Source organism: Streptococcus canis (assembly GCF_900636575.1).
In the GTDB taxonomy this organism is placed as follows: domain Bacteria; phylum Bacillota; class Bacilli; order Lactobacillales; family Streptococcaceae; genus Streptococcus; species Streptococcus canis.
Window position 1 is genome coordinate 396,818 of sequence record NZ_LR134293.1, and the last position, 20,936, is coordinate 417,753.

General features: G+C 39.0%; 16 protein-coding genes. 5 read left to right on the plus strand and 11 right to left on the minus strand.

The features are described from left to right. Position 1: 1 nt before the first annotated feature. From EL097_RS01940 to EL097_RS01955, 4 genes are all read right to left on the minus strand, one after another. Positions 2-2,002 carry a V-type ATP synthase subunit I gene (locus tag EL097_RS01940; RefSeq protein WP_003046244.1) on the minus strand — a complete coding sequence of 667 codons (2,001 nt, stop codon included), beginning with the start codon at positions 2,000-2,002 and terminating at the stop codon, positions 2-4. Next, positions 1,992-2,312 (minus strand): hypothetical protein, encoded by a 321-nt coding sequence (locus EL097_RS01945; RefSeq protein ID WP_003046243.1) that lies wholly within the window; start codon positions 2,310-2,312, stop codon positions 1,992-1,994. The genes EL097_RS01940 and EL097_RS01945 overlap by 11 nt, the downstream gene beginning before the upstream one ends. 521 nt (positions 2,313-2,833) lie before the next feature. Further along, positions 2,834-3,853 carry a PTS fructose transporter subunit IIC gene (locus EL097_RS01950; protein WP_003046242.1) on the minus strand — a complete coding sequence of 340 codons (1,020 nt, stop codon included), beginning with the start codon at positions 3,851-3,853 and terminating at the stop codon, positions 2,834-2,836. A 35-nt stretch (positions 3,854-3,888) separates the two neighbouring features. Continuing rightward, positions 3,889-4,251 (minus strand): RidA family protein, encoded by a 363-nt coding sequence (locus tag EL097_RS01955; protein WP_003046241.1) that lies wholly within the window; start codon positions 4,249-4,251, stop codon positions 3,889-3,891. Positions 4,252-4,420: 169 nt separating this feature from the next. Here EL097_RS01955 and EL097_RS01960 point away from each other — a divergent pair, with 169 nt between their 5' ends. Beyond that, positions 4,421-5,098: a helix-turn-helix transcriptional regulator gene (locus EL097_RS01960; RefSeq protein ID WP_003046240.1), complete on the plus strand. Its 678-nt coding sequence runs from the start codon at positions 4,421-4,423 to the stop codon at positions 5,096-5,098. Positions 5,099-5,368: 270 nt separating this feature from the next. On the opposite strand, the gene EL097_RS01965 is transcribed toward EL097_RS01960, so the two are convergent. From EL097_RS01965 to EL097_RS01975, 3 genes are read right to left on the minus strand one after another with little or no spacing between them, the layout of a single operon-like run. After that, the gene (locus EL097_RS01965) at positions 5,369-6,016 is read right to left on the minus strand and encodes a 3-oxoacid CoA-transferase subunit B (RefSeq protein ID WP_003046239.1); all 648 of its coding nucleotides are present in this window, start codon (positions 6,014-6,016) and stop codon (positions 5,369-5,371) included. A gap of 2 nt (positions 6,017-6,018) precedes the next feature. After that, positions 6,019-6,678 carry a CoA transferase subunit A gene (locus EL097_RS01970; RefSeq protein ID WP_003046238.1) on the minus strand — a complete coding sequence of 220 codons (660 nt, stop codon included), beginning with the start codon at positions 6,676-6,678 and terminating at the stop codon, positions 6,019-6,021. Between the two features lie 11 nt (positions 6,679-6,689). Next, complete coding sequence (locus EL097_RS01975) at positions 6,690-7,874, minus strand: acetyl-CoA C-acetyltransferase (RefSeq protein ID WP_003046237.1); 1,185 nt, start codon at positions 7,872-7,874, stop codon at positions 6,690-6,692. A 119-nt stretch (positions 7,875-7,993) separates the two neighbouring features. Between EL097_RS01975 and EL097_RS01980 the strand changes: the two genes are divergently transcribed. After that, the gene (locus tag EL097_RS01980) at positions 7,994-8,905 is read left to right on the plus strand and encodes a LysR family transcriptional regulator (protein ID WP_003046236.1); all 912 of its coding nucleotides are present in this window, start codon (positions 7,994-7,996) and stop codon (positions 8,903-8,905) included. 79 nt (positions 8,906-8,984) lie between these two features. Here the strand turns inward: EL097_RS01980 and EL097_RS01985 are convergent, their stop codons facing one another. The 4 genes from EL097_RS01985 to EL097_RS02005 form a co-directional block, all read right to left on the minus strand. Then, on the minus strand, positions 8,985-10,391 hold the full coding sequence (locus EL097_RS01985; protein WP_039994753.1) for a short-chain fatty acid transporter: 1,407 nt from the start codon (positions 10,389-10,391) through the stop codon (positions 8,985-8,987). Positions 10,392-11,616: 1,225 nt separating this feature from the next. Further along, entirely contained in the window at positions 11,617-12,459 is an 843-nt protein-coding gene (locus EL097_RS01995) for a class C sortase (RefSeq protein ID WP_164993785.1), read from the minus strand. A 74-nt stretch (positions 12,460-12,533) separates the two neighbouring features. Next, entirely contained in the window at positions 12,534-14,180 is a 1,647-nt protein-coding gene (locus tag EL097_RS02000; protein WP_003046228.1) for a SpaA isopeptide-forming pilin-related protein, read from the minus strand. Between the two features lie 38 nt (positions 14,181-14,218). Continuing rightward, the gene (locus EL097_RS02005; protein ID WP_039994752.1) at positions 14,219-17,308 is read right to left on the minus strand and encodes a DUF7604 domain-containing protein; all 3,090 of its coding nucleotides are present in this window, start codon (positions 17,306-17,308) and stop codon (positions 14,219-14,221) included. Positions 17,309-17,687: 379 nt separating this feature from the next. Here EL097_RS02005 and EL097_RS02010 point away from each other — a divergent pair, with 379 nt between their 5' ends. The 3 genes from EL097_RS02010 to dusB all read left to right on the plus strand — a co-directional run bounded on the left by EL097_RS02010 (position 17,688) and on the right by dusB (position 20,930). After that, positions 17,688-18,899, plus strand: coding sequence for a YSIRK-targeted surface antigen transcriptional regulator (locus tag EL097_RS02010; protein WP_003046224.1), 1,212 nt, complete (start codon positions 17,688-17,690; stop codon positions 18,897-18,899). 194 nt (positions 18,900-19,093) lie between these two features. Then, on the plus strand, positions 19,094-19,966 hold the full coding sequence (hslO, locus tag EL097_RS02015) for an Hsp33 family molecular chaperone HslO (RefSeq protein WP_003046222.1): 873 nt from the start codon (positions 19,094-19,096) through the stop codon (positions 19,964-19,966). Beyond that, positions 19,953-20,930 (plus strand): tRNA dihydrouridine synthase DusB, encoded by a 978-nt coding sequence (gene dusB / locus EL097_RS02020; RefSeq protein WP_003046221.1) that lies wholly within the window; start codon positions 19,953-19,955, stop codon positions 20,928-20,930. The genes hslO and dusB overlap by 14 nt, the downstream gene beginning before the upstream one ends. Positions 20,931-20,936: the final 6 nt, after the last annotated feature.

A 20,936-nucleotide genomic window follows, 5' to 3' on the forward strand; every position in this document is an offset into this window, starting at 1 on the left:
ATTAATTTTCCTCCAAATCCGTTTCTCCATTGACATTGACATATTTATCAGCTAAGGTTAGAGGGCTAAAGGCCCTACCTCCACCTTCATAGAATTTACCAAAAAATTCCACAAAAATGAGACGAGCACCGTGCACATAGCCCGACAGCATAGACAAGAAAATATTGATTGCATGCAACAGAATAAAAATAAAGACACCAACTGTAAAGCGCGTGACTGGTGGGAAAATCCCAACAATCATGTTAAAGGCTGATCCAATACTGGCTCCAGAAAGACCTAAAGCCATTAATCTTGTAAAGCTAACCAGGTCACTGAGATAAGAACTAATACCATAAAGATTATAAAGCCCGCTGCCAAGGCCTAACAAACTCTTGTTTTTAAGCACAGAGACCAACAAAATCCCCAGAGCATTACTAAGCGCCAGCCATTTCCCCAAAATCAAAAGGTAGGCTAAACCAGACAAATTCTTACCCACTACAAATAATAAGAGACCCAGTAAAATAAGTGCCCAAGCAGCTCCTGCCGTGTAGGCTGTAGCATAATCCTTCATTCTCACCTGCTGCCAAGTTCCCAATAATAAACCAAAGATAAGGGTAACAAAGCCAAAAAGTAAGGAGAGAACTAAAATCGTAATCACATCTGTTTTGGTTGATAAGAGCGCCACAGGCAAGTCAAAACCAAAACATGACCCATAAATAAGTCCCCAAATAGCTACTGAAATGGCTAAACGGTTAAAGAAGGTCATCAACCGCCTGCCTGATTTACGGAGATTAAAACAAATCAAAGCAAGCAGCGTGACAACATATAAGAGTAAGCCATAACCCAAATCAGCCACCATCATCCCAAAAAAGGTGATGTATAGAGGTGCTAAAAAGGGAGTGGGGTCTTTTTCTTGATACTTTGGCAAAGCATACATTTCGGTGACCAATTCAAAGGGAGCAAGGTAAGGATGATTGTGTAACTTGATAGGTACCTCTTCCCAGTCAGCTGGGGTGACGTCGTGGCTTTCTATATAAATAAGCTGTCCCAATTGTTCCGTCAAAAGTTCCTGTAATTTGTCTAGGCAAGCAGCTTCCACCCAACCTTCTAAGGCAATTAAATGGCCTGTGCTGACCAACTGCTTTTTGACTTCTTGACGTCGATACTGGCTAAGCACATAATCCGTCTCAACCTGTAACTGTACCAATACTTCTTGAGATTGTCCCAACTCTTCCAGCAAGGCTTCTTTTTCCGCCAGCCAATCCGCCATTAATGTTTGGTTAATCTGAAGTTGCTTTAAGGGGAGCTTTTGATTTTTATAGACCAACGGTTTAAAGTGGTAGTCTTCCAACGAAACAGCATTACTGGACTGCCAAAATAAGTAAAGCCCATATTCTAACTCCGTATGGTAAATCTCTTCAACAAAGATGTCCTTATTGGCTTTAAGCTGATGGTAAAAGCGATCATCTGCCGTGCTTGGAATGGTTCCAACCCTCGCCGTTAAAAAGTGAAAACCTGTTAAGTCTTGGGGCAAAACGGACAAGTTTTGCCACTTTTCTAAGTCACGACAAGTCTCAGCCATCTGATCGATGTCTCTTTGCAGTTGCTCTAGTCGATAAACTTTTTGATCAAGAGCCTTCAAAGCCTTCTGGGCTGTTTGCTGGCGCTGATTTTCCTCAAATTGACCAAACGAAAGAGATGGTGACCCCTGTCTCAAAGCAGCTAGTTTTCCTACTGGCGGTAAAAAGGGGGATAGGTTGGCTAGAGCGGCCTCTAGGTCTTGCTGCCTTTGCAAAAGATACTGCAAGGCCTCATCATCCACCAAGGATCGTTGACCACTTGCATCATATTGGATAATTTGTGGTAGTCTCACGTTTCCTTCTTCAAAGGCATCCTGCCAATGGTCTAGCCGTGCCATGTCACGGACCTCAACTAGCTGAGATTGTTGAAGCGTCTTTAGCACCAGATCAAGATGGTCTGTTCCAAAAACCAAAGACAGCTTTTTCATTTGACTAATGGCCATATATCTCCACCACCTTATCCACAATCTCAGTGACAAGCGCTGGCTTTTTTTCTGTCATCATGGTGTGAAGAGCCACTCTTTGCTTGCTTATGCTTTCTTGAGAGACTTCTTTTTCTTGATGATGAGTTGCCAGAAACTTGTCACGCTCCTCTTGTAAGAGAGCCTGAGTTTCTTGCTCATATACCGAGAACAACTCATTAAGGGTTGTCTCCTTTTGATCTGCCAGAGCTTTTTTCTTAGCATCGTAACTATCATAAATGTCTTTTGCTTCTTGTTCGATGCTACTCATTAGTGACAACATCGTATTCATCACACATCAACTCCTTAATTCTATTAGTTCTCATTTTAGGGACAAACCATATCCCGAAAGGAGAGCTTTTTCGTAGGTTATCAGCTGTCATCTGTGCCCTTTTAAGATTCCTATAAAAGTAAAAGGCTAGGAAGCGTGTACCAGTGTTATCCTTCAATATTATCTTTAGGTTACAAAAGACCTCTCTCTACCTGATAATACCCTTAAGTTCATTAAGCGCTTACATTTTTTGGCTAAAAAACGTGTCCTTGTATTCAAATAGAGATTATCTAAAAGCCTGTCAAACATGAGGTGGCTGCAAAGCTACGAGTACTTTCTCCCAGCTATAATCATGCTATCCTATTTTTCCAGGCATGTCATCAACTCACATTGGCTAAAAGATAAGAATCTCCCAGCCATTTATCATCTTCTTCAAAAGCAAGACCCTAGGATTTCTAGCAGATTGCCTGGCGCCTGCCGAGTCAAAATAAGACTCAAGCACTATCAGGCTATCCTTAAAAATCTGCCAGAAAATCGACTTGCTAATTTCTTGCTTGCAATTCTTGTTTTGTTACCAAACGGTAGTTTTTGAAAACTGAGCCTCCAATATAACCAGCAATCAAACTCAAAATAATACAACCAAAGGCTGTAATCAACACTTTCATCATCGGATTGTAGGCAAACATCACCGCAAAACCAGCAATTGGAGTAGCGGTTCCTGGGGTATCGTTGACCAATTTCATCAAAGCAATCAAGACACCACAAGCCGCACCACCAAAGAAATTCGTCACATAAATTGGAATTGGATTGGCTGAAGTAACATCGGCTTGAGTCAGCGGTTCAATGGCAAAGGCAATATTGTCTTTTCTTTCTCCAAGTTTTAGTCGGTGGAAAAGAACCCCATTCATAAAGGAAGATCCAAAAACAGATAGGGCGCCAATGGCCATTGGAATACCTGTTAAACCAAGCATAGCGGTCAAGGCCATTGATGAGAGAGGTGCTGTTGCAACCACCACAATGGTTCCACCTAAAATCATTCCCATAATAATCGGGTTACTATTAGCACTTGACGTTAAAATATCACCAATGGTTAACAGGGTGCTATTGATCACAGGAGTAATCAACTGAGCCAAGAAACGAGTCAAAGGTGCTCCGACAATAATAATCGCAATCAAATCAAGCCCACCAGGAATATTTTTTTCCATCCATTTGATTAAAAAAGATACCAAATACCCTGCGATAAAACCTGGGATAATCCCTGTTCCTGAAACGGACAAGCCAATCAAAACAGCATAACCTGGTGACACCCCAATGGCTATGGCAACTAAAATAGCTGCGGCAACACCTGACAAGGAACCGTTAGCGCCACCAACTTCACTTAAGAATTGGAAGCCCAAAACCTTCCCAAAAAAGGAATCCTGAAAGGCCTCTACTAAAAAGGATGCACAAGCTGCCGATGCCAAAGCTCCCATGGCCTTGGCACCATGAGGAGCCTTATAGTTAAATAAACTAAAAATAGCTAAAACAAGAATCAAAAGACCTGTTCCAATAATAATATCCATATTCTTTTCCACCAATCTATGTCATTACAAAACTACTACTGTTTCACTCTTGCCACAGCTTCGATTTCAACCAAAGCTTGCAGAGGAAGAGCTGACACTTGAACCGCCGTCCGAATGGGGTAGGGTTCCTCAAACAAATCACTCATCACGTGATTTAAGGTGTCAACATGACTCACATCTGATAAATACACGTTTAGTTTACAGATATGGCTCATAGCCACCTGCTGCTGCGCTAAAACGGATTCTAGATTGGTAAAAACCTGTCGACACTGCGCTTCAAAACCATCTGGCAACTGACCTGTCACTGGATTAAGAGGTAATTGCCCTGCAGTATATAGAAGATTTCCTTCAATCGTATAAGGTGAATAGGGTCCCATTGGTTCTGGGTAACTGTTCATATACGAACCTCCTCATTGATAATATAGTTAAATTTTACAGGAAACCGCATTCACAGTCAATAATAAATTATTGTTTTGATAAAAAATTATTATTGGTATAATTGCTCATTGTCTTTTAGTCTAAAATATATTACTATATTGATAAATAAGAAGATATAGGAAGTGCGACATGGATAAAGAAACGTTAAACTACTGGAAAACCGTTATCACATTTCTTCATGATGTCTTAGGTGATAACTACGAGATTATTTTACATGTCATTGATAAAAATGATATTTATATTGGAGAACTTGTTAATAGTCACATCAGTGGGCGCTCTAAAAATTCCCCTCTAACGAAGTTTGCCCTTGACTTGATTACCCAAAAGGTTTATCAAGAAAAAGATTTCGTGACCAATTATAAGGCCATTGTTAGCCCACAACACAAGGAAGTCCGCGGCTCCACCTTTTTTATTAAAGACAAAGACGGTAACCTTGAAGGCATGTTGTGTATTAATTTAGATATTTCTGCCTATCAAGGGGTGGCTAGCGAAGTGTTAAAACTGGCCAACCTCAATTTGGGAAATCTCATTCCTAATGCCACAGAAGCCAAACCACCAACAGCCCCACAAGAAGAAGCAGTTGAAATTTTAACCTCTAACATTCAAGACATTATCAGCGAAATCATAGACCCTTCATTGTTAAGACACAATGTTCACCTTAGCCAAGATGTCAAAATCGACATTGTGGCCAAACTCTCTGAAAAAGGGGTCTTTCAACTCAAAGGAGCGGTCTCAAAGGTTGCTGACATTCTTTGCATCTCTGAACCCAGTGTTTATCGCTACCTCAAAAAAATCGAGTCTGATTGATAGTACTAAAATACCTTATCAAACATCAGCCAGAAGTATTCCAGATTAGCATCACAATCTCTGGAATTCCTCTGGCTGAACTTTTTTTATCAAACTTTATTATGAGAAAGGACCAATGAGAACCGTAAATTTTAGCCTATCTTGTTCCCTGTTTTTGACCGCTTCCAGTAACTGACCTGTTCTTTCCCAGATTCTTAGAGCCACCTTTCCTAACATTAATACGAAAGAGACGCTTTAGTTTATTAAGAAATGAGTCACTGTGCTTAGGGATTAAGCTTCAAACATGCTCAAACGAACACCACTTGCTGCTTGAACCTCATCAAAGGTAAAGCCTTCACTGATTTCAATGACTTTGATTCCATCAGGAGTTACTTTAAACACACCCATTTCTGTAATGATCATATCGACAACTCCCCTTGCGGTTAAAGGCAGTGTGCATTCTTTTAAAAGCTTATGTCTACCTTTATTGGTATGTTCCATAGCTACGATAACTTTTTTAGCACCAACTAACAAATCCATCGCACCCCCCATACCAGGAACCATTTTCCCTGGAATGAGGTAGTTAGCAATATCCCCATTTTCTGCAATCTCTAAGGCACCCAATACTGTTAGGTCAACGTGTCCACCACGAATAATCCCAAAGGAATCTGCACTGTTAAAGAAAGCAGCACCTGGGTAAACGGTAACAGGCTGTCCACCTGCATTAACAATCGTTGAGTTGGGATCATCTGATTTAGGACCTAAACCAATAAAGCCATTTTCGGATTGGAAATAAACGGTCATATCATCAGGAACAAAATTAGCTACCTTGGTTGGTAACCCAATTCCTAGATTTACCAAAGAACCATCTGTCAATTCTTGTGCGACGCGTTTTGCAATACGATTTTGAATCTCTTCTTTACTTAATTCAATGGCCATAACTATGCTCCTTCTTCAACAATGTAGTCCACAAAAATATGTGGTGTGTGAACATGTTCGGGCTGTAAAGCACCGACTGCTACTACTTCTCTAGCTTGCACAATAGTAGTCTTGGCACAGGCTGCCATCAACTGGTTGAAATTGTTTTCTGAGCCACTGTATTGTAGATTTCCAAGCTCATCAGCCTTATTGGCAAAAATCAAGGCAACGTCTGCTTCAAATGGGTATTCTAGCAGATAAGTTCTTCCATTAATAACTTTTGTTTCTTTTCCTTCGGCTACCAAGGTTCCTACGCCAGTTGGTGTGTAAAACCCTCCAATACCATAAGCCCCAATACGAATCTTCTCAGCAAATGTTCCTTGGGGGATCAACTCTATAATGGTTTCTCCAGCTGTCATCTGACGACCAGCTTCTTTATTCAAACCGATATGGGTCGCATAAATCTTTTTGAATTGATGACCAGCAACCATTTTGCCGACTCCTCGATCAATGAACCCAGCATCATTACAAATCAAGGTTAAATCTTTTGTACCTTTTTCAACCAGTGCATCAATTAAGGCTTCTGGTGTTCCATTAGCCATAAAACCACCTACCATAATCGTATCGCCGTCTTTAATATGACTAATAGCTTCTGCCATTGAAATTGTTTTACTATTTTCCATAGGGTCACCTTCTATCTTGTTATAATCAAGCTTTGTCCTTGTCCACCACCGATACAGAGTGTCGCTAGACCATACTGCACCTCACGCTTAGACATTTCTGCTAATAGAGTTACTAAAATACGAGCACCAGAAGCTCCAATTGGGTGTCCTAGAGCAATTGCTCCACCATTGACATTGACCTTAGCATCATCAAAACCAAGGTCTTTAGAGACTGCCAAAGCCTGAGCAGCAAATGCTTCATTAGCTTCAATCAAGTCAATATCATCAATCGTAAGCTGTGCCTTTGCAAGAGCTTTTTGCGTAGCAGGAATAGGACCACATCCCATAACACTTGGATCTACACCTGCACTTGCATAACTAACAATTCTCGCCAAAATAGGAAGCCCTAGTTCTTCAGCTTTCTCTTTACTCATCAGTAAAATGGCTGCTGCACCATCATTAATTCCTGAAGCGTTACCAGCTGTTACTGTCCCCTTGTCCTTGATAAAAGCTGGTCTTAGTTTGGCCAACTGTTCAACCGTTGTTCCAAATTTAGGGTACTCATCTTGATCAACGACAAGCGGATCACCTTTACGCTGAGGAACCGTTACAGGAGCAATTTCATCTTTAAAGCGACCTTGCTCAATAGCTTTCTGTGCTTTTTGTTGGCTGTTAGCTGCAAATTGATCCTGTTCTTCTCTGGTGAAACCATATTTTTGAACGATATTTTCTGCGGTTATTCCCATATGATACCCTTCAAAGGCATCACTTAGACCATCTCTAAGCATGGTATCCACTACTTTAGCATCTCCCATACGAGAGCCCCAACGTTGATTTTGTAAAATATAAGGAGCTTGGCTCATGTTTTCCGTGCCACCAACCAAAACAATATCAGCATTTCCTGCTTGAATTTTTTGGGCACCTAACTCCACCGTTTTTAAACCTGACCCACAAACCATATCAATGGTAAAGGCTGGAGTTTCATAAGGAAGTCCTGAGTGAAGGGCGACTTGCCTAGCGACATTTTGCCCAAGTCCTGCATGCAAAACATTTCCAAAAATAACCTCATCAATAGCATTACTAGGAAGCTTTGTTTCTGCTAGAATTTTTTTAACAACTGTTACGCCCAAGTCAACCGCTGACACTGATTTAAAAGCACCTCCAAAATTTCCAATTGGGGTACGATAGGCTGATGTGATAACAACTTCTCTACTCATATGAGTCTCCTTTTTCATTATTGAAACGCTTACATTTTTATTATATAATGGAAACTATAATAAACAAATATCGTTTTATTATATATACTATAACTAAAAGTTATCGAAAAGAGGGCGTTATGAATATTTCAAGCTTGGTTTATTTTGTTGAGATTGTTAATTGTGACTTTAACCTGACGAAAGCGGCTCAAAAGAGCCATATTTCCCAGCCTGCTCTCAGTAGTTATATTAAAACCATCGAAAAAGATGAAGGTGTTGTTCTGTTCCATCGTCAAAAGGGGCGACTGGTGGGACTTACCTCGGTTGGTGAACGTTTTTTTGAAAATGCTAAAGTTGTCATCTCTTCACATGAACAATTAATGGCTGATTTGCGCAATGAATCAAAAAAATACAAAGGAGAGGTTACGATTGGGATTCCCCAATTAATTTCTGGCATTGTCTTTTCTGAGCTTATCCCAAAACTCATTGAAGAAAATCCAGATGTTAAGTTTAACATCATTGAGACCGGTGCCTACGAATTGCAACGAAAACTATTTGTAAAGGATGTCGACTTTGGCATCTTACTGACCCCAACAACACTGGACCCTAATATGGCTGACATCGAAGTACTATTAAGAGATCAACTTTGCCTTTATATGGGAGAAAAAACCTTCCGAGACAAATTTCATGGCAACCGGTATATTGGCATCAAAGATCTCCATCGAGAAAGCTTGGTGACTTTTGATTCAACCTTTATGATTAACCATCAGCTTGATACCCTGTTTAAAAAAGAACGCATCAGCCCCAAAATCAAGTATTACTCAGCTTCTTGGGATTTTTTACTGAATAGTACACGGTATTCCTCCTACCTGACGATTTTACCAAGACCCATCACCCACTTTGCCAACATGAATGGCCTTGTTGAAATACAGCTAGTCGAGCGTCCCAAATGGGAAGTTGTTCTCGCCTCACTCAAAAGTGATAAAACCAGTCACTTAAAAACCTATATTAAAAACAGTATTTTAGATTATTTCAGCAATCAACGCTTCTAAATCATATTCCCATCAAATTAAAAACGCCTGAATCAAAAGATTCAGACGTTTATTTCTGCTCAAGAACCATCTGTCTTCCCTAAAAGACAAGCAAGTAAATAATGACAATCCCTGTAACCACCAAGACACACGGAATCGTGTAAGCCACAATTTGATTAAATTTTAACTTAAAGTTTGAGAGATAAGACAAGGCCCAGAAAGGAACAATCAAGTTTGTTGTAGCATCTCCTAACTGATAAGCCTGTAAAATTTTACCTAAGTCATTCCCAACTTCAATCGTTGCCGGAACAATATATGGAGCTTCAATCACAAATTTTGAGCCTCCTGACGGCACCGCAATATTCAACAAAGCTGAATAAAGGTAAGCAAAGACTGGCCAAGTTGTTCCGTTTGAGATGGCTACAAAGAAATGTGAAATCTCTAGCCCTAGGCCTGTACTCTGGATAATTCCAAATATCCCAGCATAAAAAGGAAATTGAAGAACTAAGCCCCAAGATGACATCACACCGTCTTTAAACAAAGATCCATAGTATTCTGGTCCTTGCTGGCCACAGAGCAATAAACCAAGCCCAAGGAATAAAAAGTTAAAGCTATTCAAATCCAAGCCAGACAAGCCAACGACTGAAAAGTGATAAAGGCTGTAACTAACAATGACGCCACCCACAAGGTACATCACCACACGTGATGCATTCATTTTTTCAGCAGGTGTGTTTCTCGGAATCGCAATGCGAGAAGCGTCACTGATGCTATGGTGATAAATCTCATCATCAAGTTCCATGATTTTTGCATCATCTTTTGGGTGTGCCAATAATGCAAAGCAGAGCGGTACTAGCATACAAACGACTAAAAGACTAATAAAAGGTAAATTTAAAACTGATTCTGTCAGGGGAACACTTTCAGGGACGACCTGTTTATAAGCTTCCGCAACGCTATTGCGTAAATAATTAGGAGTGGCCGAATAAAGCACAGCTGCTCCTGATAAGCCTGATGTAGCTGGTAAAAAGGTGAAAAACAAGGTTGCAACAAACAGTGGTGTATGCACTTTAATGCCTTTTTGCCTAGCCTGTACCAATAGTTCTCTACCAAAAACGATAGCAACCATCATACCTAGTCCCCAGTGCAAAAAACCAAACGTGGAGCCTACAATGATAGAAAAAATAAAAATTTGTGTTCTCGTACGAGGTAATTTTGCAAGGGACTTAAACATTTTATGAGCAGGTGGCGAACTTGCCACGGCATTTCCTGTTGCTAATAGAACCGTCATTTGCATGGCAAACGATAAGAGTCCCCAAAAACCATTTACCCAGCCATAGATAATACCGCCGGTCTTTTCTGTACCAATAAAGGGGCTATCTGTCATCCAAAGAGACATAGCAACAACTAAAAAGGTTAAAATAAAACAGATAAATAGAGATTCTGGCATCCATTTCATAAAGCCATCAATATAGCGATCCATAAAACTTTTTTTCGTTTTGGTGTCATTCATGTTGTCATTTCCTTTCACATTGTCCAAAAGAGCCTTTTCCTCTTGCCTCCTGCTAAACCTCTGATAAAGCTGTAAGCGTCTCATCAAAATCTGTGTGATTATCAACAGGTAAAGTAAGAATTACCAAAAGGAAATCTCTTTTGTTACCCTTTTATTATGACAGCGCTTCCAAAAATAAACAACTACCTCTTTTTTATCATTCCCATAAACATTATTTATAGAAAGAAAGCAAGTCTCCCATTAAGCAACTGTCTCTCTGTCCTGGCTCAATGTTATTTTAATGTTTATTAGTTAATGATAAACAACTAAAAAATAATTTACTTTTTAATTTATATATTAGTATTAAAAGAAAAGTTTTTCATGATATGAAATAATGTGACAAATTCTCTTCACTTCACTGCTAGCAGTCTTGATGCTATTTAGTTCTCATAAGCCAGTACATGTCCATGATAACATTGATGAGATAGGGAAAGTACACCTTTACTAGCAGGGAAATTACTATGTTGATAACTATGTCGATTATACAAACACATTAACTGCAGATAGAAAGAGTGTGAATGGGTAGTAGTTTTTAATAACGCATTAGAAAAATAGACTTATCCTATTTTTTCAGTATTTCTACCCAAGGGCATGAAAGCTCCTGCGCAAATAACAATTCAAGAGCATTGGCAAAACAGAAAAATTGATTCAAGAACAGCACCAAATGCACAATGACATGATAATTTGGAAAGCCAAAAAACTAATTTTAAACAATAATTTGATAAATTCCCTGGTTATACTGATTGGAGTTCATCTCTAGATAAATTTTACAAACTAAAAGACGAAGGAAAATTCTCTCACGTTTTAGTAGACACCTAGGGTCGTCAATCACATACTTATTTTTCTCATAAACTTGTAGGGCGATTTACCACAGAATTAGAAGATAGCTATCAAGATAAATAGAATAAATTGCTATTTTTAGCAGATATTAAGCAGAATCATTCATTAGCAGTCTCATTCCCAAGCTACAAAGGAGAGAGTTCGGTGAGTAAATGAAACTGCTAGTTTGATTACCTTTTAATTAATATTGTTAGAGTCTGAGACAGCATGATTGCTCAGACTCTTTTTATTTCTTTTATTATACTTGAAGTGACCGAAGGAGGACCTCTGTACGACGTACCCATCGTACCCCAAAAAACTGGTGGGCAAGGTCCAGCAGTTTTTGTTACAATCTCTTAATTAACTATTACTTGTTTTTCTTAGCACTTACTCGCGAATACAGAAATACTAAAACAATAGCTATAACCACCCCGAAAACAGCACACAATAATTCTACCCACATTCTTGATTTATCCACTAGTTTTATGGCTTTTTGAGCTTTTTGATACTTTTTGTAATGATATGCAATTCTATGACCTCTTACCAATAGACGCTTGGTATTAACACCATATGGTGTGCAAGTAACTAGGGTGGCATAATCTTTTCCCACTACCCCAGAAAGTGATGTGACTTGATCTGGTTCAACAGTGAGTATCTGATCAACTTCATAAGCCAACACTTTATTTAACACACGAAAGTAAAAAGTATCTCCCTTTTTCACTAAATTCAAATTAGTGAACATTTCTGCCGATGGAAGCCCCCTGTGAGCTGAAATGACTGCGTGAGTTCCATCTCCACCAATAGGCAAAGCACTCCCAAATAAATGCCCAGCCCCTTTGGACAAGACCTTATCCGTTGTATAATGGTAGATTGGTAAAGTAACTTTTATGGAGGGAATCTCAACATATCCCATAATATCAACTTCATCAACATTCAGTAAACTTTCGTAAGTTTTGTCATGAATCCCATCTCTAAAAGAAAAGGCATCTGGTACTGGCTGAATCCCAAGTCTAGCATTATAGGCCTTAGCCTTTTGCCACATCTCTTCCGTTTCTGACGGCCTCTTTTTAGTCACTTGCCTGTGATAAGTTGATAACAATTGACGATCACGATAGGCATTCCACTGACTACTTATCGTAGGGTAAAGAAAAATGACTGTCCCCAATAAAAATAATAAGAGTATCCCTAAATTTTTTAGTTTTTCTATCACAGTGCCTCCTTATCATTAAAAAACGAGACTGTAGTTAGACAGTCTCGTTGTATTTTACTACTACTGAGATGGCTTTATGCTTTACGACGCTTCACAAGATAAATACCAATAGCACTAATCATTGCAGCCGAACCAATTGCTGTGAAGAGGTAAGTTCCAATGCTACCTGTAGAAGGAAGTTCGCCAAGTTTTGTGTTAGGAATGTCTTGATTTAACAAAACAGTTCCTGCTCCTTCGTTTTGATTTTCTTTAACTTCGGTTGTTGTAGACGCCTCTTCTGTAGATTTTTTGATATAGGCAGGTTTAGCATCTTTCCCTTCAGGCTTTTCTTTATAGAAGGCATTGTCTACCAACCAGCCTACTGAATTAGTCCCTGGAGATTTTTGACTTTCATCTGTTGTATAAATTGTCTCTGTGCGATTAGTGATAGAAGTCATCGTAGCTTTGTCCCATGAAGTTTCCACTGAATACACTTTTGTATTTAAAGAATAACCTTTAGGGGCTTTGATTTCTTTAATGTAGTAAGTGCCTTTGCCTACTTGGTTTGACGCTGCATAACCTTTTTCGTTTGTTACAACAATATCAACTAATTTTGTAGCTGTTTCATCTGAATAGATTCCAAAAACAGCACCAGCTAGCGGGGCATTATCTTTGCCTGTCTTCTTAAAAGCTACGCGATAAGTATAGACAACCTTTTTATCTGTTTTTTTAGAAATACTACCACCTTCTTGAGGTTTCTCAGTTGTTTTATGTGTCTCCCCTTTATTGGGATTATTTGAATAGTAATAATCTACGTTGTTGGAGTTACCATCTTTACCAACAATTGCCTTTTCATTCAAAAGAGCACTATAACTAACTTCTGGAGCATGGTTCTCAAGGTTATCATAATTAAAGTTCAGATTAAATCCATTATTTTCAACCTTAAGTTGAGCAATTACCTTATCTCCAGCTTTTAATTCTTCATTCACCTTTGTTAACGTTTGACCATTCCAGATAATCTTCAAACTTTTTGGAAGGAAAGTAAGTCCCTGAGACAATTTGTCAGTGATAAACACCGTTTTATTGATAGCATCTTTCGAATAACTTGGTAACTGAACAGTTAACTTGTAATCAACTTTTTCACCTACAGATGCTGTATCTTTATCACCATCTTTTGTGGATTTTGTAATTGACTTGCTAATTGTTGGTTGGCTAGATTTAGCAACTGCTTCTTCTCCAAAAAGATAATGACTAGTTGCGTCAATCTGCCCTCCCTTAAGTGGATTTTCCTCATCGTAAGAAGCTGTCAGTAAGATAGGGTTATAAGCACGTCCATCGGTAGCTCCAGTCAATATAGCCAAGTAAATACCTGCACCAGTTGTTGTATAACTATAAGTTGTACTAGCATGTTCTTTTGTATTAACTACTTCAGCCTTAACACTACCTTTATTAATACCATTAGCGATTTTATTTATTTCTTGAGATGTAGGTTTTGCCTTATTTAGCTCCACACCTTGCTTTAACTCAAACCCAATAAAGGAATCTCCTCGCTCGCTATACTTTCCTTCTCCTATTTTATAAAGTGTGACTGTTGGCCCACCTTGAATATTTGTTATCTTCAACTCCGCCTTATCATCTTTTGACAAAGCTGATACTCGTGTCATTCCAAACCCTACTACTGCTAAGATAGCTAAACAAGCTAGCATTAATTTTTTTGCTGTTATTAATATTTTCTCTCTCACTGTTTCTCTCCTATTTGTCAATAAATATGACCATTAATTTAATATTGCTTTTTCCTATGTTGGTGTCTATAAAATAATAATGCTATGGTTGCTGTCAGGCTACCAACTATAATGAAAATTTGACTTCCTCTTCCCCCAGACGATGGCAACTGATAAATCTTATGATTTTTAATCATGTAAGAGCCATCTTTTGACTTCAATTCACCTTCAATCGGGTGTTTTACTTTTATATCACCATTGTTAGCAATGGCAACTTCCCATGGGTTTTCTGGAAGTGTATACCCTATTCTGGCCTTAATCTCGTAAAGATAATAGGTTTTGCCTTTTTGAAGGTATTTAAACTCTAGTCTACCGTTTGAATCTGTTGTCCCCGTTTCCCAAACTGTTTTCTTGTCCTCTTTACGAAGTTCAAATTCAACACCTGCAAGTTTTTTCTGGCTGTTGTCAGCATCTACTTTAGTAAACGTGATTGGTACTGTTTTGACCTGAATCACTGGGTGCTTATAAGGTAACTTCTGTTCACGGCCATCTGCCATATAATTAACCGAAGCATCTGAATTAGAAGGCAATCCACCTTTTCCAGAACTGGTTTGATTACCTGAATAGTCCGTATCATTATCACCATTCACTGAATACGTTCCTTGCATATCCTTATATGCTTCATAAGCTTTATCAGATGCTTTGACATTGAAAGAAAGCGTATAGGTATATTCATCATCAACCTTATAATCAGGTTTAAAAGTTAAAGTAACTTTACCTTTTGGTTGCATATCAGCTTTTGGAGTGAACAAGACTTTATCAACAATGTCTTTCCCCTCATTAGTTATCTGCTTATCTTTAAATAGCGTTTGAACTTCTTTTGTAGACTTTGAAGTTCTAGTAACAAGTAAGTCAGGTTGTTGCTCATAGTAGTCCACATACCGGCTTAAGCTATCGGAAATCTCTAGCTGTGATATCTTACTGTCTTCAACAATTTTATTTAAGGTATCTTCTAATTGCTGAGTATCTGAAATACCATAGTAATGGTCTTTACCAGATAAATAGTTCAAAACAACAGGACTAGAACTAGCTGTATCGCTATTAATATCTTTTGAAACACCTAGAGAATAGAGGGAAAGGTTCGGATATTTTCGTTTAAATTCATCTATCGCAAGCTTACTACCTACTTGAGAATTAATAATATTATTCTCATCACTCGTTGTACCATTCCCTGAACGATATTTATCTGTTCCAAAATAAAATGTCGGTACACCATCACTAATAAAAAGCATAATCTTTCGATGCCCATTATTAGCTACTTTTTGTAACATTTCATCAGCTTTTAATAATCCCGCATGATAATTAGTACCATTATTTGAAAGATAGGAAAGACTCTCCGAATCTAAGGTGGCTGAATTTTCCCAATTTTTTAGTATATCAGCATCTTTACTGGTTTCAATACTTGGTTGATACATAATTGTATTCCAAGGAGTTCGCTCAAGCTTTTCGTCATAATATCTATGAGCCACACTTCCTTGAAATCCAACAACAGCAAGTTGATTTTGAGGATTAATATCTAAAAATTTCTGCAGAAGTCCTGTTGAGCCAAGTAAAGCATCTTTAACAGCCTGATCTCTCCTCGTACCAGAGGATACGGATTCTTTCGAACGATAAGTGTAAGAAGTGAATCTGTCAGGTTGGTAGGTAGGACCAAAATATTCATCAAAATACACTGCACCAACACTTATCCAAGTCTGATAATACTGATCATATCGAGATTCCCAATATTTATATTTCTCTATTGACCCAATTCCTTCTCGCATACTGCCAGACTTATCAACAATAAGAAGAATATCCAATGGTTGCTTTTTACCTGTCATATCCAAATAAAGACGATAAAGGTCCGAAGTGTCGTGCTGGCTATCCGCATTATCAACTGTAGTATCAGGGTTATCCTGCTGAGTGCTTTGATTATCTCCTAAATAGTCAATCCGCTTATGGTGCTCCAATTCACTCTTGGGTTCTTCGATTGGGGCAGACCTCCTCATTCTAGCTGATCTGGGGGTCAAGGAGCGAAAAGGACGTGGCTGGTTTGCTACCGGTGTTGCTCCCATTGGTTTTAAACCAAGCGGTTTTATTGAGCGGATATAAATGTTAATCGTGTTGCTATGGTCTTTAGCCGTGACTAGAGGCTCGACAGCGTATTCTCCAAACAAAATGTCTCGTATTTGTGGAACGCTGTCTTTAGTCGATTGGTAGTCAGTTTTTAAAACTTCGTATTGTTTGGAAATAAAATCCAAGAGATAAAACTGATCGTCCCAAGTGTAGAGATTGTCAATCGTTTTAACGATTTCAAAATCTTTAGAATCAAGCGAACTTTCCATTGAGGATAACTTTGGCTTTAAGATATTTACTGTGATTGGCTTGCTGTAAGGGGGCCTATCTTTCTGGTTGAGTTCAACAGCTCCATCAATGACTAATTCTCCATAAGAATCTAACGCAATTGATTGTTCTTCTTTTAGATGAGCTGTACTAGCGATTAGGAGCTGATCCCCAAGCTGGCCTGTAAAAACAAGACTCTTAACTTTACCATCTGCTTCTTGTTTGACAGTAGGTCTTATTATTTGAACGGTATCATTGGGATTTACGATACCTACTCTTACATTCGGGTTATTTATTTCGGTTGAAACACCTTCTAAAGATAAGCCATTCTTAAAAGTTAAGGTTGTTGTGACATCGTTTCTTTGGTTGGTAGAAGACTGGATTCTAATTATTTTGGCATCGATGATTGATAGCTCTTGCTTTCTCAATTCTAATGCCATAGTAGCGATAGCTTGAATTACGCTACGTTGATTATTATCTTCTTTGGATTCTGTATCCAAAGAAGCATCAAGCGTAGCATCTTGTTCAAAACCCGATTCTCTTTTAAGGGCTACTTTTAAGCTACTATTTTCTGACTCTAATTCTTGTTTCGTTGCGACTACCTGAGCTCCCTTGTCTTCTTGAATAACAGTCTCTTGAGGTTCTTTGGTATGTGTAAAAACCATCTGCAAGCCTAGTTGCCCTATAGGTAAAACTAACTGCGAAAAAATTAGGCTTATAACAACTATTAGCCTAACAACTCTATATAATCTATTTGGGGGTATCATGCTCTCTCTATCCTTAATAAAATCAGTAACAGATTATCTGTTATCTATACAATCATTCATTATACCCTCTTGTTCGTTTAATTTTCATTACCCCTCTAATACAAATCGGTTTGTACATATATTTTTGTATTTATCATTTAGTCTGTTTATTATTAAGTTTAAATGCATAGGTAAATTGCCATTGTTAAAAAAATCACTTAACTTTATTTACTAAATGACTAATAGTATAATTAGTAAGAGAGAGATGATGGAGAGAGTTGCGCTATTGCTACGTTTTTTAGTGTGCCTAAAAATCAGTTGTTTTCATCATTGATATTACTTATAACTTTTATAGTCCTAAAAGAGTTGTACATTTAATGATGAAAGCAGGTTTATCAAAATGGTTACATTCGATTTTAAATATGTTCAAACATTGCATAACTTATCTCAACTGCCTATTTCAGTCATGTCGCTGGATAAGGAACTGATTCAGGTCTATGGTAATGAAGACTATTTATTGCCTTACCATCAAATATTGAAGCGTCTGGTTATCCCTCATGATGCCGAAGACATCAGTTTTTATGAGGGACTTTTTGAAGAGTCCTTTTTGATTTTTCCGATTCGACAACAGATTGTCGTTATTGGACCTTTTTACCCTTATTCCCTTGATAAGGCCTACCATGAAAAATTGGCAGATCAGTTTTTAGAGCTCTTTTCTGAACGCACTAAAGAAGAGCTTATAACTTATATGGGGCTTGTGCCATTTTTTCCAATTAACAATATGCGCAGCCTTTTGATAACTATTGATGCCTTTTTTAATACTCAGTTTGAGATTACTTGCCAGCAAGTTATTAATCAATTGTCGGAGCATTCGAAACAGATTGTGGCAGATTCTAAGCTTATTCATCAGCTCAAACATGAAAACAAACCTACTTTTCAGTTGCCTACTATGTTAGAACATCTTAATCATATTATCAGTCTCGTCAGGTTAGGCAATCCACAATTGCTCCAGCAAGAAATCAATCGTATTCCCCTATCCACTGTGACGTCCTCTTCGATTCCAGCACTGAGGGCTGAAAAAAATCTGTCTGTTATTTATTTCACCAGATTATTAGAGTTAAGCTTTGAGGAAAACACTGATGTCGCCAAGAATTACACTCTTGTGAAACATTATATGGCCTTGAATGAAGAAGCTCGAGATTTAATCGACGTTTTAAGGATTCGTTGCGCTGCTATTATCAGTTTTTCCGAATCTATAGTCAATAAAAGCATTTCTGATAAGCGTCAAATGTATAACAGTGTCCTCCATTATGTAGATAGTCACCTTTATTCCAAGCTCAAGGTCTCTGATATTGCTAGTCACTTATATGTATCAGAGTCTCATTTACGTTCTGTTTTCAAAAAATACTCTGATATTTCCTTGCAAAGCCATATTCTCAAGGCTAAGATTCAAGAAGCACAGCTGCTCTTGCAAAGAGGGATGCCTGTCGGAGAGGTGGCTAAAGTTTTGCATTTCTACGACACCACGCATTTCCTCAAGACATTTAAAAAATACACAGGCATGTCATCCAACGAGTATCTCGCCAAATACCGTGACACTGCTCCAAAATGATTTCCTTGTGCAATTGTTCAGGCCAATCATCTGAGTTAGACAGCTAACCTCACAAACCTTTCAATGCCCCTTCTCGCTCAGGCGGGAAGGGGTTCAATTCCCTGTTAGAATCGCTGGCGCTGCTAAGGCGTCAAAGCAAAATTTTCAGGTCATTCCCCCTCTCGAAGTGAGGCCTTTATGCTATAATATGAGTTATGGATAACATTATTAAATCAATTTCTCAATCAGGTGCTTTTAGGGCTTATGTTCTTGATAGCACTGAAACAGTTAAAGCGGCTCAGGAAAAACACAATACCCTGTCATCATCAACAGTGGCCCTTGGTCGTACCTTGATTGCTAATCAACTATTAGCGGCCAACCAAAAAGGCGACAGCAAAATCACCGTCAAAGTGATTGGTGATTCTTCCTTTGGACACATTATTTCTGTGGCAGATACCAAAGGGCATGTGAAAGGTTACATTCAAAATACTGGTGTCGACATCAAAAAAACAGCAACAGGTGAAGTCCTTGTTGGACCTTTTATGGGAAATGGTCATTTTGTGACCATCATCGACTATGGCACAGGTAACCCTTACACCTCAACAACTCCTCTTATTACTGGGGAAATTGGTGAGGACTTTGCCTATTATTTGACCGAATCAGAGCAAATACCATCTGCTGTTGGGCTTAATGTGCTGCTCGATGAGAATGATAAGGTCAAAGTTGCTGGCGGTTTTATGGTGCAGGTGCTACCAGGCGCTTCTGAGGAAGAGATTGCTCGCTATGAAAAACGTCTACAAGAAATGCCTGCTATTTCTCAACTGCTAACTTCCGAAAATCATGTGGATGCTCTTTTGGAGGCCATCTATGGAGACGAGCCTTACAAACGTCTCTCCGAAGAACCTCTGAGTTTTCAGTGTGACTGTTCTAGAGAGCGCTTTGAGACAGCCTTAATGACCTTGCCTAAAGCAGATTTGCAGGCCATGATTGATGAAGATAAAGGTGCTGAGATTGTTTGCCAATTCTGCGGCACCAAGTACCAATTTAACGAAAATGATTTGGAGGTCCTCATCAATGACAAAGCTTAATTCTTCCTTTATGATTGGTGATGTGGAAATCCCTCACCGCACCGTACTTGCTCCCATGGCGGGAGTGACCAATTCTGCCTTTCGTACCATCGCCAAAGAATTTGGTGCTGGTTTAGTGGTTATGGAAATGATTTCCGAAAAAGGGCTTCTCTACAATAACGAAAAGACCCTCCACATGCTCCACATTGACGAGAATGAGCACCCTATGTCCATTCAATTATTTGGTGGTGATGCGGAAGGATTGAAACGTGCCGCTGATTTCATTCAAACCAACACTAAGGCCGATATTGTTGATATTAATATGGGCTGCCCTGTTAATAAGGTTGTCAAAAACGAGGCTGGTGCGAAATGGCTGCGTGACCCGGATAAGATTTACCACATTGTCAAGGAAGTCACTTCTGTTTTAGACATTCCACTGACTGTCAAAATGCGTACAGGCTGGGCGGATAGTTCGCTTGCTGTTGAAAATGCCCTTGCGGCTGAAGCAGCCGGTGTCTCTGCTCTTGCCATGCACGGCCGCACCCGTGAACAAATGTATACAGGAACCTGCGACCATGACACACTGGCTCGAGTTTCTAAAGCTATTACCAAGATTCCTTTTATTGGAAATGGGGACGTGCGTTCCGTTCAAGACGCCAAATTTATGATTGAAGAAATCGGTGTGGATGCCGTGATGATTGGCCGCGCAGCCATGAACAATCCTTACCTTTTCACTCAGATCAATCATTTCTTTGAGACTGGGCAAGAATTGCCTGATCTTCCCTTTGCCAAAAAACTAGACATCGCCGAAGATCACCTCAAACGCTTGATTAACCTCAAAGGTGAAACCATTGCTGTTCGGGAATTCCGTGGCTTAGCGCCACACTATCTTCGTGGAACAGCTGGTGCTGCCAAGGTTCGTGGTGCTGTTTCACGCGCTGAGACTCTAGCTGAGGTTGAAGCGATTTTTGCACAAGTACGCTAAACACAT